The sequence below is a fragment of the Lewinella sp. LCG006 genome (assembly GCF_040784935.1).
Taxonomy (GTDB): domain Bacteria; phylum Bacteroidota; class Bacteroidia; order Chitinophagales; family Saprospiraceae; genus Lewinella.
In genome coordinates this window covers 3,265,449-3,280,193 of record NZ_CP160680.1, presented here as the reverse complement: position 1 = coordinate 3,280,193, position 14,745 = coordinate 3,265,449, and the positions used below count along the sequence as shown (strand labels likewise).

Here is a 14,745-nt window from a genome sequence, read left to right as displayed (position 1 = left end):
AATTACAAACAAGCGTGTAAATAGTCAGCAGTATCATTTAACCCATTGTTTCTCAATCGTTCGAGCACAGCGTACTCGTCCATAGCAGGATTTTTCCTATTCAAGACCATTTTCCTAAAAGCACTCACCGCTAGTTCATTGTTCAGATCTATAATATCAGCCAAGAAATCATCAGCACTTTTTGCAGCAATACCGTAAGGGGCAAGCACTTCATCCGGAAAGTCTTTAAGATTATTGGTGACAATCTGATTTGCATTTGTTTTGATGGCTGCAGCAAGCACATGACGATCCTTTTCATCAGGAAGCGCAACCCACTGATAAGAGATTCGTAGTTTTTAACCATAGCATCAGGAAAAGCTCCATTGGCCCTGGCGACCCTCTTGGCTATCTCAGATTCAGAAACACCCTTCCTTTTCATCACCTCTATCCATTCATCAAAAATGTGTTTACTCCATTTCGGAGTAAATAGTTCTTGATGGGCGAACCAGAACAACAAGTCTCTAATTTCCAGAGGATAAATAACATTCGTATCAAGAACGCAAGTAAACTGTACGCTATGAATCATAAAGTCCAGATTCTTCGTCAGCATCCATCATCTCTATGAGTAGCTGTTCTTGCTTCGCTTTCATAGTAGCCTTGTAATTCAAAAGGTCTTCCAACTTTACTCTGCGATGTCGACCAATTTTAGTAAACGGGATTTCACCAGACTCCAGGAGTTTTACCAAATGAGGGCGAGAGCACCCTAATTGTTCTGCCGCAGCCTGTGTTGTCATTTCAGTAGCAATCGGGACTACCGAAATAACTTTCCCTTCACCCATTGCTTTTAAAACCTTTGCTAAAAGCTTTAGTGCGGGTAATGGAATGACAATCCGATCTTGGATTTCTTCAATCTCTATTTCTGGATTTGCAATTTGTATGTCTTGTAAAACAGCAGCTAGAGCATTATAGGACTCCATTGCTATTTTTCGCTCCCCTTTTGAGGGCATTTTCATTTTTGTCAGTTCTTTCATTGGACTTTTGCATATACAGCACGCAATATAAACGAAATAAACGAAACGATTGTTTCAGTCGCTAATTGTTTTATCCTTATAAGTAAGAACTACTCGCACCCAACAAGTGCTTACCAATGATAAGTCATCGCTATCGCAGCACTCAGCTGCACATCTTTTAAATCCTGAAAAACTTGCCCATTAACGGCTAGACCCAAGGAGAAATTATCCGTAAGTTGGCGGTCAAGCCCAGCGGTAAGCGGAATGCCTATTGCATCTCCACTGAGCCTGGTATACGTCTCCTCTATATTTAAAGGCGTTTTGTCTTCAGCAAAATCGACTTCCAAGCGTTCCCGATAGTAGCGAGAATGAGATGCGTACGATACGCCCGCGCCTAAATAACTATTGATTTTCTTAAATTCTTGGAAATGATAAAGGAGATAAACACCCGTCGTAAACACCCTGAGTTCGTGATTAGCTGGTCTAGAAAATTCTTGGGGAGTAGGATTACTACTGGTTGCACCGAAACGGGTAACATCATTTTTGAACATCTTCCCGTCGTGATATTGGTAGCTCGCAAAAGGTGCTAATGACCAGCGGTTATTGAGCTGATAATCCAGTTTTAGAGCCGTATACAAAGAAGCGGGGCCAGCCGGTAGACTTCCGATACTGGTTCCTTGGCTTCCTCCTATATTGAATATTTGTTTTACTTTAACACCAGACGAGGCGTAACTTCCATAGCCTAATTGTAATTGAGTCGAAAGCCGGGAATCATTTTGAGCGAAAAGGCTAAAACTCGTAATCATCATAAACATGCACGTGAGGGGCAGTAGGCGGTATAGCATAAAAAGGGAGTTTAGATTTGAATTAATGCCCCCAAACATCGTTAAGAAATATTCAATTCGCAACCTGCTTAACCCCGCCTTAACGCCTTTTACCATTCCTATAACTTCAACCGCTTAAACAAGGCCTCCTTGTACGACTTACTCACCCGAAAAGTCTTGCCATCCTTCATTTTGGTGACGACATCGCCAGCGCCGGTATGCTGAATTTCGGAAAGAAAATCGGTGTTGATAATCGTAGACCGGTGGATACGAATGAAATTGGGTTTGCCCAATTGCTCCAGCATATTGGTCATCGACTCGCGCAGCAGCAGGCGCTTACTCTCGCTGGTGTACACCTCTATATAATAGCCGGAAGCTTCAACGTAGCGAATGTCTTCCAGTTGTACCAAGCTGATTTTGCTACCTTGCTTCAGTGCCAACGGTTCGGGTTTTTCTTTTTCTTTTTGCAGGTAACTGACCAACTCTTTCAATTGGTCTACGCGTTGTCCCTGCTCCTCTTGCTGTAGTTGCTGAATGGCTTTATCAAGAGAAAGGTAGAAACGCTCATTTTTAAAAGGCTTAAGTAAATAATCAAAGGCAAAAATATCGAAGGCCTGGATAGCGTATTTGTCGTAGGCAGTAACGAAAATCGTCAAGGGCCAACTTTTTTCGGGCAGTGCCTGTAGCACATCAAAGCCCGTCATGTCTTTCATTTGAATATCCAGAAAAATCAGGTCTGGCTCGTGTTTAGTAATCGCCTCAATGGCCTCTTTACCGTTGCGACATTCCTGCATAATTTCAATATCACTACGGGCTTCCAAGAGCTTACGTACACGTTGGCGTGCCAGTGCTTCATCATCAATGATTAATGTTCGTGTCATGCTTTAATTATTTATCGGTATTGCCACCTCACTCACTACACCAGGGTAAGTATTATACACCTCAAAGCGGAAATCCTGGCCGTACATGGTACGTAATCGTTCGTGGGTATTTTGTAAACCGGTGCCTTGCTCAAAAATCCCTTCTTTTTCTTCCGTTGCAAAACCCTGGCCATCATCGCTTACCTTTAAGATGAGGTGCCCGTTTTCGCGAGAAGCTGATATGGTTATTGCTAGTTCCAGATGGTCTGATGAAAAGCCATGATGAATAGCATTTTCAACCAAAGGTTGCAACAACAAGCCAGGTACTTTCACCTCTTTTACGCTCTCTTCTATTTCCCAATTGACACTCAGGTCTTCACTGAAACGCATCTTTTCGATATCTACATACCGCTGTAATAGCGACAATTCATCGCGCAAGGTTACTTTTTGGGTGTCTTTCCAGTCCAATACTTTACGCAACAAATCGGCAAGGTCAACAATCATGACCTGTGCCTTTTTCACATCAATATCCATTAGGCTATTGACACTGTTCAGGGTGTTGAATAAAAAATGCGGATGCAATTGAGAGCGCAACATTTTCATCCTGGCTTGCAGTACCTTGGTTTCCATTTTTGACTGCTGTAATTGATTCTCGTTGTCCCGGCGTACGTAAAAATAGGTATAAGTTACCGCGACGGCCAATAAGTAAACCATCGTCAGGGTATTCGCATTGAGGAGGTATCCGTACACCAGGTCATCTACATTTTGTTCACAATCCTGAAAAACCTGACAGAACCAGAGGGCAACGCGACCAAAAACAAAATACCAACAAAAGGTAATCGGCACCACCAATAGCATATGCGCAACGATAATTCGGAAACCTGGCCAATTCCATTTCAGAAAGTACCTGGATAAAGTAACGATGCCATAAATAAACGTCAAGCCTACCATTGTAGCGATCAGGCGATCACGGATAATTTCGCTACTGGGGCTATTTAAATTATCCAGGTAGTTAAGGGCATAAACGCGGGTAAGGGTCGTCAATTGAATAAAGGCATACATGATACCAATACCAATGAGCAGGGGTTTACCCGACCATGCCTCTGCCTGTTGATCTTTTTTTGCTTTTCCCAAAATAATGATTGTTCTTAATCATGAACAGATGCTTACAATTTACCTCAAAACTACGTCATTTAACCATGGTGAACTATTTTATCGCTGCGTCTCTCCCTTCTTTTACTGCAAGCCCTTCCTCATTCACAGCATCACCGCCCCACTACTTCCACAAAAGCTTTATGTTTGATGAAGTATTCAAGCGTATTGTTGAAAATACGTTTTGGCGAAAGCCGGAAATCACCTGACAAATTTATGCTAGACTGTTTTAAGTAAATGATTGGCACTTACCTTTTGGTTGGCCAATTTCAATCAAAAAGCAAGCGACTGCAGCTCCCCCCTGCATGTCGCTTGCTTTTTTTGTGCCCCTCTTAGTCTTCTATTGTTGACCATATATAAAGTTCTCTGAGCTTCATCCGACAAAAAGGGCCGTTCATCGAAAGGCATTTCCATTCACTCCTTTTTTGATGCTATTCGTCGCATATTTTGAGCACTTCGGGTAAAATTATTGGGGGTAAGGGGCTTTTCCCTGCATCTTTGTTGCAACCAATGAGGGAATGACCTCGTCTATTGTTTGAACCCGATTATTACTTGGAGGTGTTAAAAAGCACTTCTTAACCCGACTGAAATTATGAAAGCCCGATTGCTGTATCCAGCAGTACTATGCGTACTGTTAGGTGGACTTTTTATGTCTGCCGCACCCGAAACCACTGCTACTGCCAAAAGTCAACAAAGTTTTTTTGACCGCTTGGCGACCCCTAACGACATCACCCGTTTCACATTAACTTTTGACGTAGATGGTCTTGCGGACATGAAGCGTTCAGAAGACTACTTCCCAGCTACTTTTTCTCACCAAGGCGAAAACTGGGATGCAGAAATCAAAGTTCGTGGCCGCTATCGTCGCCGGGTTTGTGACTTTCCTCCCCTGCAATTGAAGTTATCCAAAGACATGTTGGAAGCTGCTGGGCTACAACGTCACAACAAGTTCAAGTTAGTCACCCATTGTTCTGACAACTTCGACAACAGTGATAATGTACTGCGTGAGCAACTCGCTTACGATTTGTACCACCTGATTACCGGCGAAGGTTACCGTACCCAACTGGTACAAGTGACTTACCGCAATGAAAAGACGGGGGAATCCGTAGAGCGTTTCGGCATCTTGATCGAAGACACCGATGAAATGGCCCAGGCCCTGGGTGGTAAAGAATGCGACGATTGCTTTAATGTACCTCAGGAATCTTATGTACCGGGCAACCTTGAGCAAGTCGCTATGTTCCAGTACATGATCGGCAATGCTGACTATGGTGTAAAAATCCCTCGTAACGTAAAACACGTTCAGCAACAAGCTGGTGGACAGTTCAAAATTGTTCCTTACGATTTCGACTTCTCCGGCCTGGTAGATGCTGAATATGCTCGCCCAAACCCCAACCTTGACCAGAGTCACGTCAAGCAAAGGATGTGGATGTGGGAATTTGGACCTAGCAATACGCTTGATACTACTATCCAGCAATTTTTAGCCAAAGAAGGGGCCGTGATGCAGTTGGTAGACAACTATCCTCACTTGAGCAAATCTAGCAAACGGCAGATCACCAAGTACCTTGGCGAATTCTATAGCAGTCTGCAAGATGGCACCTTTTATGCTGGCGTATAGCCCTATTGTTTGTAGCACCGCGATACGCCGCGGTGCTACAAATTTCTAAATCCAACAAAAAAAACGTCTCCTGCTTGTAGCATTCCAAGGGTTGTTCTATCTTTGCGCATGGAAATAATACAAGCTCAGTCCGACAAATTCATAGGTGATGGCCTCACCTTCGACGACGTTCTGCTCGTCCCTGCTTACAGCGAAATTCTACCCCGCGAAGTTGATATTTCTACTCAGCTTACTCGTACCTTACGGCTAAATGCTCCGATCGTATCAGCAGCCATGGATACCGTTACCGACAACAAACTCGCCATTGCGATTGCACGCATGGGAGGGATAGGTATTATCCATAAAAACATGACGATCGAGGAACAAGCCGAAATGGTACGTAGCGTAAAGCGTAGTGAAAGTGGTATGATCGTTGACCCCGTCACCCTCAGGGCTACGGCTACCGTGGGAGACGCCCAAGCACTGATGCGCCGCTTCAAAATTGGCGGAATACCCATCATCGACGACAATCAGCGACTTGTGGGCATCCTTACCAATCGCGACCTGCGTTTCGAAGAAAACATGGACAGTTCCGTAGAGTCACTCATGACCTCGAAGAACTTGATCCTTGCTCCCGTGGGCACAACGCTGGATCAGGCACGCGAAATTCTCCAAAAACACAAGATCGAAAAACTACCCGTGGTAGAAAATGATCGTCTGGTAGGTCTCATCACCTATAAAGACATCATGAAGGTGCAGGATTTCCCCAATGCTTGTAAAGACCCGCTTGGTCGCTTGGTCGTTGGGGCAGCCGTAGGGGTTACCCACGACATGATGGATCGCGTGGAAGCCTTGGTAAAAGTGAATGTTGATGTAATCTGTCTCGACACTGCTCATGGGCATTCTAAAGGCGTGCTTGATGCCGTGCGCCACGTCAAAAACACCTACCCCGACCTCCAGGTCATCGGTGGCAATGTAGCTACCGGAGCTGCAGCTTTGGCTTTGGCCGATGCGGGAGCCGATGGGGTAAAAGTAGGCGTAGGCCCTGGCTCTATTTGTACTACCCGAATTGTAGCAGGTGTTGGTGTACCTCAGCTTACTGCGATCCGCCAAGCTGCACTGGCCCTCGAAGGTAGGGGTATTCCTATTGTGGGTGATGGCGGCATCCGTTATTCGGGCGACATTGTCAAAGCTCTTGCCGCAGGTGCCAGTACCATCATGGCAGGTAGTCTGTTTGCCGGTGTCGAAGAAGCCCCCGGAGAAACCATCCTCTATGATGGTCGCAAATTCAAAGTTTACCGTGGAATGGGCTCTTTGGGCGCCATGAAAAAAGGTTCTAAAGACCGTTACTTCCAAGATGTAGAAGACGACATCAAAAAACTGGTACCCGAAGGAATTGAAGGAAGAGTTCCTTACAAAGGCACCTTAGCGGAAGTTGTCAACCAATACCTTGGTGGTTTACGTGCCGGAATGGGCTACTGCGGAGCACCTACCATTGAGGCCTTAAAAGAGGCACGCTTTGTACGGATTTCCAACGCAGGTATGCTCGAAAGCCATCCGCATAATATTACCATCACCAAAGAATCACCTAACTATTCCAGAAGGTAATTCGTACAGAAAAAAAGAACCCCATAAAACTTGCGTTTTATGGGGTTCTTTTTTTTGTACCAAGCTACTTCTCTACAACCACACTTTGATTGTTTACCAACTTAGTCAACTTTGCACCGCTGCTATTGACGTTAGCAATCGACTGGTGGTTGGCCTGAACATTGATCACGCCAGACTTTAAGTCTTCGGCATTAACAATCGACTGGTTATCTAGCGACAAATCAAAATCATCGGCATTACCACTGAGGGTCAGCACACTTTGGCCTCCAACCTTGACATCCAGATCTTCAGCATCCACTTCGAGGGCTACAATGGATTGTGAACCGACGGTGAGGTCCATATTGCGACTCGCAAAAACACCATTTCCGTTAATAATCACAGAGCCCGTTGTTTCCAGCGCTTCCAGCTGGGTCACAGTCACCCTTATCTCTGGGGTATCCTGGTTTTTCCGATAACGGGCCATGACGACCAACGACGCTCCATTCACTTCCCAGCTCACCTGGTTTTCTCCTTTCAAGACCGTCACACCAGGCTGCTCTCCAGCGACCAACTCAACAATTAACGGGCCGTCAATTTCGATTTCCGTGAAATTGCTCACCTTGCTTTGGGCCATCAAGCCAAACGATACTAGCAGGAGTGTGTTTAAGAACCAAATTTTCATATTCATTGGGTATTATTAATTTTGCATAATATAGGGTTAAAAGACAGCAGTCAAAATTATTAGTTGCAAAAACAAAACAGCATGACTATTCTTTCTGCCGGCTTTTATCGACGTGAAGATACGGTACAAATTGCAAAGGAGCTCCTTGGCAAGGTAATCATCACAGAATTTAACGGTCTACGTACCAGCGCGCGCATCGTCGAAACAGAAGCTTACAAAGCCCCCGAAGACAAAGCCTGCCACGCTTATCTCAATCGTAACACCAAACGTACCAGCACCATGTTTCTCCCCGGCGGCGTAGCTTACATTTACCTGTGTTATGGCATTCACCACCTTTTCAATGTTGTTACCGGCCCCGAAGGAGCGGCCCACGCCGTATTGATCCGGGCAGTAGAACCAATCACTGGCATCGAAACCATGCTACAGCGGCGTGGACTTGAAAAACTTAAGCCACAATTAAGCGCCGGGCCAGGCGTTATGTCAAAGGCCCTTGGTATTGAGAAGCAGTATGACGCGATCTCTTTAACAGCGCCAGCGGGACTCATCCGAATAGCCGATGCACCAGACCTGGCAGATTCCGAAATCATTGCCGGCCCTCGTGTGGGAATCGATTACGCGGAAGAATGCGTAGATTGGCCTTGGCGTTTTTACCAACGTGACTCCAGGTGGGTCAGTAAAACCCGCAAAAAGAAGCTTTAATTTTTGCCCCTTATCAGGGCTGAGAAACTTTACACATGTACAGATACTTCCTTTACTCCAGCATTTTTCTTGTCTTCAGCAGTGCGTCCTTAACGGCTCAAACGGCTAAATTTCAATACACCAACCAGACTTATGTGCCTCACCTAAAGACCATTGTCTTTGGGCCTACCGGCTACCCGCACCTCTTTCCCCTCCTCGATCTCAATAGCGGCGAAACCCTCTCGCTGAGTTTCGATGACCTGGAAAATGACATCAGGAATTATACCTATAAAGTAATCCACTGTGATCGCGACTGGCAGCCTTCCGGTCTGGCACCGCTGGAATACATCAATGGCTTCGAAGAAGAGAATATCCCTACCTACAATTTTTCTTCCCGCACCCTTCAGAACTACATCAACTATTCACTCACTTTCCCGAATAGCAATATGTCGCTCACCAAGTCAGGCAATTACCTGTTGGTGGTTTTTGAAGACGAAGAGGAAAAACGTGCCGTTATTACCCGAAGGTTTGTCGTGGTAGATCGGCAAATGGGGGTCAGTGCCGAATTTGTGCGCCCGGTAGAGGTGAGTAAAATTCACACCCACCAGGAAATCGACTTTATCGTCAATTTTCAGCGCCTCAGTGTCCGCAATGCGATGGCAGAGATGAGTGCCTCCGTACTTCAAAACCAACGGTGGGACAATGCTATCACGGGTATCAAGCCCAAGTTCCTCCAGTCCGATAAAGCCATTTTTGATTTCCAAGGAGAGATTGTTTTTCCCGGCGGCAGTGAGTTCCGGCTCATCGATTTACGGAGCCTCCGGATTCCCCACCGCGATATTGAATACATGGATGTCAACCTCGACAATCAGATGGAAGCCGAACTTCTCCCTGTCATCAATCGATCCAAGGCTCCTCACCTGGCCTTCATCGACTTCAACGGCCGCTTCCTCATCGAGAACCTAGATATGCCGTTGGCTGATGTGCAAAGCGAATACGTCTATACCCTCCTTTCGTTCAAAGTAGATCAGCCGTTCTACGAAGATCATGTTTACCTTTTAGGAGCAATCACCGAATGGCAGCTCAAGCCGGAATTCCAATTCCGCTACAACCCAGCTACCTCCAGCTACGTGGGGCGTTTTCCGCTCAAGCAGGGTTACTACAACTACTACCTTGCTACCGCTCCTTCCAATGCCGACCCCAAGCAGCCTTTGGTGCCGTCGATTATAGATACCGAAGGAAGCCATGCCGATACTGAAAATGATTACCAGATCGTGATTTATTACCGCCCTTTTGGTACCCGCTATGATCAGGTAGTTGGTTATATGCAAGCCAATTCGCAGCAAACTAATTAGGGGCCACCACCAGCTGACGCGGTGGCCAGGTCATCCGTTCTTACCTTCGGTACCACTGCTACCCCTTGTCCTTACCTGCCTGCCAGCGAGGTGCGAATGAGCAGACAGTATCCCTCCGGGCCTCGCCTTGTGCCCCGATATCATCCTGCCAAATCTATCGGGATGAGGAACTATGGGGTCCACGGGGTAGATTTTATGGGGAGGTTTAGACGTTGCGGTGCAAGGTCTCTACGAGCGGAATCGGTTCCAGATGGCTTTGCGACGCCAGATCAATATCCCGGCCAATAACAACAATGGCCAAATGCTCAATATGCCCAAAAACAGGTTCTTTATGATGGCTACACTCATCTCCAGGCTATCGCCTATTTCTCCGCCAAAACGTTGCCACCAGGGGGTAGAAGCCTGTTCTTCCAGCGGTTCGTACAACTCCAACTGGATCGTACTCATAGCGGAGCGCTGACTCAGGTAGCGCAAGCGCCCTTCCTGGGCCTCGATTTCTTCCTGCAAGCGGCGGATTTGTTCTTCAGCCAAAAGAATTTCTTCTACCGTTTTGGCTTTCGTACGCAAAATTTCTTCATACCGGTCGCGAACTGCTTTTTTGGTCTTCAAACGGCTTTGCACATCCACGTATTCCTCGGTCACATCTTGGGTGCTTACTTGCTGGTAATTGACTTCTACGGCCATTTTCATAATGCTGTCCAGCACCCACTGAAAATCCTGGGCGGGCACCCGCAGGTTCATCGACACTTGTTCCTGATGGTGATAATGCTGCCAGTTGAGATCTCCCAGGTAGCCCGCTTTTTGCTCTACCAATCGTTCGATCGTTTTTACCCGCTGGTTGATATCGGCAACCTCCATGCGGCATTCGGCGGTACGTAGCAGTACGCGTTCGGGCATTTCACCAGGCGGTGGAGAGGGGGTCTGTGAAGAGGGGGGAGGTATTTGATCTTCATCATAACTCTTAGCGGCGTACTCCTCCGTTTCTTGCGGAGCTGATTGGGCATCAGAATTGGCAACTTGCGAACAAGCAAACAAGCCTGCGCTCAGTGCCACGACAAAAAGGATGTTTCTTAAATACATAGTGGTGGTGTTTTTTTGATTCCGAGGGGATAGATGCATTTAGCAACAATTTTGCACAAGCAGCATTGTTAATGAGCTGTCAATGCTAGAGCCTGTGTTTCTACCCAAAACATAAATCACCCTCAAAATAAAAACCGAAATCCTTACCTTCGCGTTCTATTAAAGTATCTCAAACCAACCTCCATCTCGTATGCAATTTCGTATTGAACATGATAGTATTGGCCCCGTAGAAGTAGCCGCTGATAAGTACTGGGCAGCACAGACCCAACGCTCGCTCGAAAATTTCCGCATCGGCGGGCAACTGATGCCTATTGAGATCATTCGCGCCTTTGCGATTCTCAAAAAGGCTGCTGCTAAAACCAATACCGAACTAGGCGTACTGGATGCAGCAAAATCAGCACTTATTGGCAAGGTTTGTGACGAAATCCTCGAAGGAAAGCTAGATGACCAGTTCCCCTTAGTAGTTTGGCAGACGGGGTCGGGTACGCAAAGCAATATGAACGCTAACGAGGTGATTGCCAACCGCGGCCACGTGCTCCAGGGCGGCAGCCTTACCGACGAAAACAAAGTGCTTCACCCCAACGACGATGTCAACAAGAGCCAATCGTCTAATGACACGTTCCCCACGGCGATGCACATTGCAGCCTTTACTGTTTTGGTGGAAACGACCATCCCTGGCCTCGAAAAATTACGCAATACCCTCAAAGCCAAATCGGAAGAACTTCAGGATGTCGTAAAAATTGGTCGTACCCACTTTATGGATGCGACACCGTTGACGCTGGGCCAGGAATTCAGCGGCTACGTCAGCCAGATTGATCACGGCATCCGTGCGATCAAAAACACCCTTGCTCACCTGGCTGAACTTGCGCTTGGTGGTACCGCTGTGGGTACAGGCTTGAACACCCCTCCCGGATACTCAGAGTTGGTGGCTAAAAATATTGCCGAACTGACGGGGCTGCCTTTCGTCACGGCGGAGAATAAATTCGAGGCACTCGCGGCGCACGATGCTATCGTGGAGGCTCACGGTGCATTGAAGACCGTAGCTTGCTCCCTCATGAAGATTGGCAACGACATTCGGATGATCTCTTCCGGCCCACGTTCTGGTATTGGCGAAATCATTATTCCCTCCAACGAGCCTGGTTCTTCTATCATGCCTGGCAAGGTAAACCCTACCCAATCGGAGGCACTCACCATGGCCATGGCCCAAGTAGTGGGTAATGATGTTGCCATCAACGTAGGTGGTATGACTGGCCACTTTGAGTTGAACGTCTTCAAACCCATGATGATTTTCAATTTCCTGATGTCGGCTCGCTTGATCGGTGATGCAGCAGTCAGCTTCAATGACAACTGTGCTGTGGGTATTGAGCCTAATCGAAAGCGCATCAAAGAGCACCTCAATAACAGCCTGATGTTGGTGACGGCCTTAAACACCAAAATTGGCTACGACAAAGCGGCCAAAATTGCGAAAAAAGCCTACAGCGAAGACACCACCCTCAAAGCTGCTGCCCTGGAATTGGGCTACCTCACCGCCGAAGAATTCGATGAGTGGGTACGACCAGAGGATATGATTGGAAGTTTGTAAAGTTATCGTCTAATGAGGAAAAATTACGTGTGCTTTGGCTAAACCATTGTACGTTTACTTCGTTCGGTAAGTAATTAAAAATCACGTATGATTCGCTTCCGCGTTCCTATCCTCATTTTGTTTGTAATCCTGGCGGGTGCCAGTGGTTATTTTACGACGCAACTTAAGTTCAGCTTCGATTTTGAGCAATTTTTTCCGGAAGGAGATGAAGACCTTACTTTCTTCCGCGATTTTATTGACAATTTCGAAGCTGACGACAACTTTATGTTGGTCGCCCTGGTACGTAAAGAGGGCGTATTTGATAGTACCTTCCTGAGCAAGGTGCACCGTTTTACGCTGGATGCGCGGGAGATACCTTTCGTAGAAGAGAGCCAGTCTTTGACCAAATTCAGCTATCCGCTGAAGACACCCTTTGCGGTGACCAGTATCCCGGTGATTCACCTGAAAGATCCCACGCGCTACGCTGCCGACCGCGAGCGAATACTGGCCGATGAACGCTTTGCCCACAACTTTATCAATGACGATGCGACGACCCTGATGGTCTATCTCAAGACCGCCAGTAGCATGAGCTTGGCAGACAGCGAAGAACACATGCAAGCACTCAGTGCCTTGGTGGCATCCTTGGACTTCCCAGAAGTTCACTACATGGGGCGCCCCTATTTTCAGCGGGAGCTGGTGAATATGCAGAAGCGGGAGATTACCTTCTCGGCCATCGTCTCGGGCCTGCTGGTGGGGCTGATCATGTTTTTGTTGTTCCGCCGGCCGTGGGGTATTATTGTCTCCCTGGTCTCCATTGGCCTGGGGCTTTTGCTATTCCTTGGTTTTCTGGGGGCCGCAGGGCGCGAGCTCAATGCTATTTCTGCTCTCTACCCTGTCTTGATGATTATCGTGGGCACTTCGGATGTGATCCATATCATGTCTAAATACATTGACGAACTAAAGAAAGGAGCCAGCCGCGAGGATGCTATTCGAACGACGATTCGAGAAATCGGGATGGCTACGCTATTGACTTCGCTGACGACTGCCATTGGTTTTGCAACCTTGCTGACCTCTAAGGTTATCCCCATTCGTGATTTTGGGATCAATGCCGCCATTGGGGTGATCATTGCCTACCTGACCGTCCTTTGTTTTACCACCGCAGTGTTGTCTTTTTTCCGTACCGAGCAGATCATCAAGTTGGGGCGGGGACAAGCCTTTTGGGAGAAGTTCTTGGAAAAAATTTACCAGTTCACGCTCCATCGTTCCCGCGCTATCACCGTGGGGAGTGGCTTACTCGTACTCATTTGTGCTTGGGGAATCAGTCGGATTACGACCAATTACAACATCATCAACAACATGCCTAATGGCGCGCCCATTACTGCCGACTTTAAGTTTTTCGAAAAGGAACTTTCTGGCTTTCGGCCCCTGGAATTTGCCATTTTCACCCAGGGAGATTACAAGGCGACGGACTACCCAGTGTTGAAGGAGATGGACAAGCTTGAGACCTATCTTCATCAGTTCCCCTACATCCAGGCCATTGGTTCCGTGACGGCGATCTACAAAAGCCTCAATCAGATGCATGCCAACAACCGGGTGGATGCCTATAAACTCCCCGAAACCGAGGCAGAATACCAACGCTATCGCCGCCTAGCCGATCAGGTGCCCAATTTACAACTGAACGTATTGGTCAACGAAACCCAGGACAAAGCCAGAATCACCAGTCGTATCCTCGACATTGGGGCTGACACCATCAAGGCTTTCGGTCAGCGCACCGACGCGTGGATACTCAATAACATCGACCAAGAAGTCATCAACGTCAAACGCACGGGTACCGGCTTGATCATTGACAAAAATGCCGAGTACATTCGTCGGAGCCTCTTGATAGGATTGGGAATGGCCGTTTTAATGGTGAGTGCCCTGATGGCTTTGCTTTTCAAAAATGGACGGATGCTCCTTATTTCTATCGTCCCCAATCTGCTCCCCCTTTTACTGGCAGGCGCCTTGCTTGGCTTCCTCGGCATCGAGCTGGAAGCAGGGGTAAGTATCGTCTTTGCTGTTATTTTCGGAATTGCCGTTGATGACTCTATCCACTTCCTCAGCAAATTTAAACTTGCCCGACTCAAAGGATTACCGGTAGAAGAAGCCATTCACCTTACCTTTCAGGAAACCGGCAAAGCGATCGTCCTTACCAGTATCATCCTGTTCTTCGGTTTTCTGGTTATGCTTTTCAGTGTACATCCACCGAGCGTCACCATTGGTTTACTCATCAGTCTTACCTTGCTGAGCGCCGTGGTGGCAGATTTGTTGCTACTGCCCTTATTGATTCGGTGGTTGATTAAGGATTAGGGGGGAAAAGTGTAAGGGTGTAAAGGTGTAAGGGTTCAAT

Annotated in this window: 13 protein-coding genes; 6 read left to right on the top strand and 7 right to left on the bottom strand. The window is 47.1% G+C overall.

The genetic code is table 11. The features are described 5' to 3' along the window. Positions 1–2 precede the first annotated feature (2 nt). The 5 genes from AB0L18_RS11775 to AB0L18_RS11755 form a co-directional block, all read right to left on the bottom strand. Complete coding sequence (locus AB0L18_RS11775) at positions 3–281, bottom strand: hypothetical protein (RefSeq protein WP_367392787.1); 279 nt, start codon at positions 279–281, stop codon at positions 3–5. A 273-nt stretch (positions 282–554) separates the two neighbouring features. Further along, positions 555–1,010, bottom strand: a complete 456-nt coding sequence (locus AB0L18_RS11770; RefSeq protein WP_367392786.1) for a helix-turn-helix domain-containing protein — start codon at positions 1,008–1,010, stop codon at positions 555–557. 110 nt (positions 1,011–1,120) lie between these two features. Next, positions 1,121–1,834, bottom strand: a complete 714-nt coding sequence (locus tag AB0L18_RS11765) for an outer membrane beta-barrel protein (protein WP_367392785.1) — start codon at positions 1,832–1,834, stop codon at positions 1,121–1,123. 98 nt (positions 1,835–1,932) lie between these two features. Next, positions 1,933–2,694: a LytR/AlgR family response regulator transcription factor gene (locus AB0L18_RS11760; protein ID WP_367392784.1), complete on the bottom strand. Its 762-nt coding sequence runs from the start codon at positions 2,692–2,694 to the stop codon at positions 1,933–1,935. Between the two features lie 3 nt (positions 2,695–2,697). Beyond that, a complete protein-coding gene (locus AB0L18_RS11755; protein ID WP_367392783.1) occupies positions 2,698–3,807 on the bottom strand; it encodes a sensor histidine kinase in 1,110 nt (369 codons plus the stop codon). A 610-nt stretch (positions 3,808–4,417) separates the two neighbouring features. On the opposite strand from AB0L18_RS11755, the gene AB0L18_RS11750 reads away from it, so the two are divergent. Both AB0L18_RS11750 and guaB read left to right on the top strand, forming a co-directional pair. Beyond that, positions 4,418–5,437 (top strand): hypothetical protein, encoded by a 1,020-nt coding sequence (locus tag AB0L18_RS11750; protein ID WP_367392782.1) that lies wholly within the window; start codon positions 4,418–4,420, stop codon positions 5,435–5,437. Between the two features lie 108 nt (positions 5,438–5,545). Further along, positions 5,546–7,024 carry an IMP dehydrogenase gene (gene guaB / locus AB0L18_RS11745; protein WP_367392781.1) on the top strand — a complete coding sequence of 493 codons (1,479 nt, stop codon included), beginning with the start codon at positions 5,546–5,548 and terminating at the stop codon, positions 7,022–7,024. Positions 7,025–7,088: 64 nt separating this feature from the next. On the opposite strand, the gene AB0L18_RS11740 is transcribed toward guaB, so the two are convergent. Further along, the gene (locus AB0L18_RS11740; RefSeq protein WP_367392780.1) at positions 7,089–7,691 is read right to left on the bottom strand and encodes a DUF2807 domain-containing protein; all 603 of its coding nucleotides are present in this window, start codon (positions 7,689–7,691) and stop codon (positions 7,089–7,091) included. 75 nt (positions 7,692–7,766) lie between these two features. Between AB0L18_RS11740 and AB0L18_RS11735 the strand changes: the two genes are divergently transcribed. Together AB0L18_RS11735 and AB0L18_RS11730 are read left to right on the top strand one after the other, a co-directional pair. Next, positions 7,767–8,384: a DNA-3-methyladenine glycosylase gene (locus AB0L18_RS11735; protein ID WP_367392779.1), complete on the top strand. Its 618-nt coding sequence runs from the start codon at positions 7,767–7,769 to the stop codon at positions 8,382–8,384. 35 nt (positions 8,385–8,419) lie between these two features. Next, positions 8,420–9,718: a DUF5103 domain-containing protein gene (locus tag AB0L18_RS11730; protein ID WP_367392778.1), complete on the top strand. Its 1,299-nt coding sequence runs from the start codon at positions 8,420–8,422 to the stop codon at positions 9,716–9,718. Between the two features lie 228 nt (positions 9,719–9,946). Here AB0L18_RS11730 and AB0L18_RS11725 read toward each other — a convergent pair whose 3' ends face one another. After that, positions 9,947–10,798, bottom strand: coding sequence for a DUF4349 domain-containing protein (locus tag AB0L18_RS11725; protein ID WP_367392777.1), 852 nt, complete (start codon positions 10,796–10,798; stop codon positions 9,947–9,949). 190 nt (positions 10,799–10,988) lie between these two features. Between AB0L18_RS11725 and fumC the strand changes: the two genes are divergently transcribed. After that, entirely contained in the window at positions 10,989–12,380 is a 1,392-nt protein-coding gene (gene fumC, locus AB0L18_RS11720) for a class II fumarate hydratase (RefSeq protein ID WP_367392776.1), read from the top strand. 87 nt (positions 12,381–12,467) lie between these two features. Beyond that, on the top strand, positions 12,468–14,705 hold the full coding sequence (locus AB0L18_RS11715; RefSeq protein ID WP_367392775.1) for an RND family transporter: 2,238 nt from the start codon (positions 12,468–12,470) through the stop codon (positions 14,703–14,705). Positions 14,706–14,745: the final 40 nt, after the last annotated feature.

Bases quoted from the DNA above. Each gene is read 5' to 3' on its own strand.
- AB0L18_RS11740 (WP_367392780.1), bottom strand. From the start codon at position 7,691: ATGAATATGAAAATTTGGTTCTTAAACACACTCCTGCTAGTATCGTTT.
- AB0L18_RS11735 (WP_367392779.1), top strand. From the start codon at position 7,767: ATGACTATTCTTTCTGCCGGCTTTTATCGACGTGAAGATACGGTACAA.
- AB0L18_RS11725 (WP_367392777.1), bottom strand. From the start codon at position 10,798: ATGTATTTAAGAAACATCCTTTTTGTCGTGGCACTGAGCGCAGGCTTG.
- AB0L18_RS11765 (WP_367392785.1), bottom strand. From the start codon at position 1,834: ATGCTATACCGCCTACTGCCCCTCACGTGCATGTTTATGATGATTACG.
- guaB (WP_367392781.1), top strand. From the start codon at position 5,546: ATGGAAATAATACAAGCTCAGTCCGACAAATTCATAGGTGATGGCCTC.
- AB0L18_RS11750 (WP_367392782.1), top strand. From the start codon at position 4,418: ATGAAAGCCCGATTGCTGTATCCAGCAGTACTATGCGTACTGTTAGGT.
- AB0L18_RS11760 (WP_367392784.1), bottom strand. From the start codon at position 2,694: ATGACACGAACATTAATCATTGATGATGAAGCACTGGCACGCCAACGT.
- AB0L18_RS11770 (WP_367392786.1), bottom strand. From the start codon at position 1,010: ATGAAAGAACTGACAAAAATGAAAATGCCCTCAAAAGGGGAGCGAAAA.
- AB0L18_RS11715 (WP_367392775.1), top strand. From the start codon at position 12,468: ATGATTCGCTTCCGCGTTCCTATCCTCATTTTGTTTGTAATCCTGGCG.
- fumC (WP_367392776.1), top strand. From the start codon at position 10,989: ATGCAATTTCGTATTGAACATGATAGTATTGGCCCCGTAGAAGTAGCC.
- AB0L18_RS11730 (WP_367392778.1), top strand. From the start codon at position 8,420: ATGTACAGATACTTCCTTTACTCCAGCATTTTTCTTGTCTTCAGCAGT.